This window comes from Microvirga sp. HBU67558 (assembly GCF_018069605.1).
Taxonomy (GTDB): domain Bacteria; phylum Pseudomonadota; class Alphaproteobacteria; order Rhizobiales; family Beijerinckiaceae; genus Microvirga; species Microvirga terrae.
Genome location: NZ_JAGPUP010000323.1, coordinates 1 through 1,434, shown reverse-complemented (window position 1 = coordinate 1,434; position 1,434 = coordinate 1). Strand labels below are relative to the sequence as shown.

General features: G+C 66.2%; 1 protein-coding gene. It reads right to left on the bottom strand.

Translation table 11 applies throughout. From position 1 onward, the window contains the following. Positions 1-91 precede the first annotated feature (91 nt). A complete protein-coding gene (locus KBI52_RS01495; RefSeq protein ID WP_210804868.1) occupies positions 92-1,357 on the bottom strand; it encodes an IS701 family transposase in 1,266 nt (421 codons plus the stop codon). Between the last annotated feature and the right edge of the window lie 77 nt (positions 1,358-1,434).

Here is a 1,434-nt window from a genome sequence, read left to right as displayed (position 1 = left end):
CTAGCACTACATTGGCACTTTCATCAGTGATCCAAGAGTGAAGCGGGCGCGGCAGAAGGGACATCGCAGGCGCATGGCGTGCGTGATGTGATCAAGCAGCATGCGCCGAACGGCCGGTAAGCTGGGTTGTGGCGGTGGCCCGCCAGCCTTTCTTTTTTCCCCCTGTGGCGGCCTGCAGCCGCAGATGCTGCAAGAACAAATACGCGATCAGGGTCAGCAAGGCATGCCGGTGCAACCCGCGCCACGAGCGACCCTCGAAGTGATCCAGCCCGAGCTCTTCCTTGAGCTGCTGGTGCGCCTGCTCGCACACCCAGCGCGCCTTGATCAGGGCCGCCAGCTGCTTCAGGGCTGTGTCCGGCGGAAGGTTGGACAGATAGTACTTGCGCTCGCCCGACGAGCGATGCTCGCCCACGAGCCACACTTCGTCACCCGGCAGATGCTGATTGGCCTGCCCGCGCAGATAGACCGCTGGACCGTCGGCGACCCGCACGCGCACGGCCGCGAACTTCGCCTTCAGCGGGCCTTTGGTGCCGCGTCGCCACGTGATCCGACGCCAGGAGGCCTGCGCCAGCATGGCTTCAGCCGTCACCGCCTCCTGATCCGGGATCTGTCGCGTGCGGGAGCGGCCACGGGAGGGCGGAGGTGGGATCATCTGCACATCCGCCGCATACACCTTCTGGATCCGCACGGTGCCCACGGCCCAGAGCAGCCCGAGTGCCGAGAGCGCCTGGCGGAAGGGCCCGCTGATGCCATAGCCGGCATCCGCCAGCACGGCTCCGAAGCTGACGCCCGCTTGCATGACCTGCTGGAGTTCCGCCAGCGCGATCTCGGGCTTCGAGCGCTGCGTCCAGAACGCCTCGGGCACGCCGGCGTGGTGCAGGCGCGCGGGATCCTGGATCCAGGTGTCAGGCAGGAACAGCCGCAGCACGATCGGGACCGGCACCTCGCCCTTGGCGAGGGTGAGCGAGACCAGGCACTGACAATTCGCGTTCTTGCCCACCACCCCGGCATATTGCGAGGTGACGCCCACGGAATGGGAGCCCTTCTTGAGCAGCGCGGTGTCGTCGATCACCAGGATGGCGTGTGGCCCGCCGACCAGCCGGTTGGCCTGGGCCAGCAGTTCGGCTTCGAGCGGCGCCTCGTCCCACGGGCCCACGGCCACGAAGTGATGCAGTTGATCATAGTCAGCCGGCGCCACCCGCGCCGCCATCGGCTGCAGGCTCTTGCGTTCGCCGGGACCAATCAGGCCAGCGACATAGAGCGGGCACATGCGCCGCCGAGCCGGATGATGAAGAGGAGTGAGGAAAGGTTCAAGCCAGGACTGGAGTTCATGCTCCCACGCCACTGAGGTGCTCATGACAACCTCCTGCGGACTATCCTTCAGGGAAGACGTCGGCAGGCCTCGCCTGGTTCCTCATGCCTGCCAAAGTAGTG

What these genes read in the sequence shown, in the direction of transcription:
- KBI52_RS01495 (WP_210804868.1), bottom strand. Translation starts at nt 1,357, where the DNA reads ATGAGCACCTCAGTGGCGTGGGAGCATGAACTCCAGTCCTGGCTTGAA.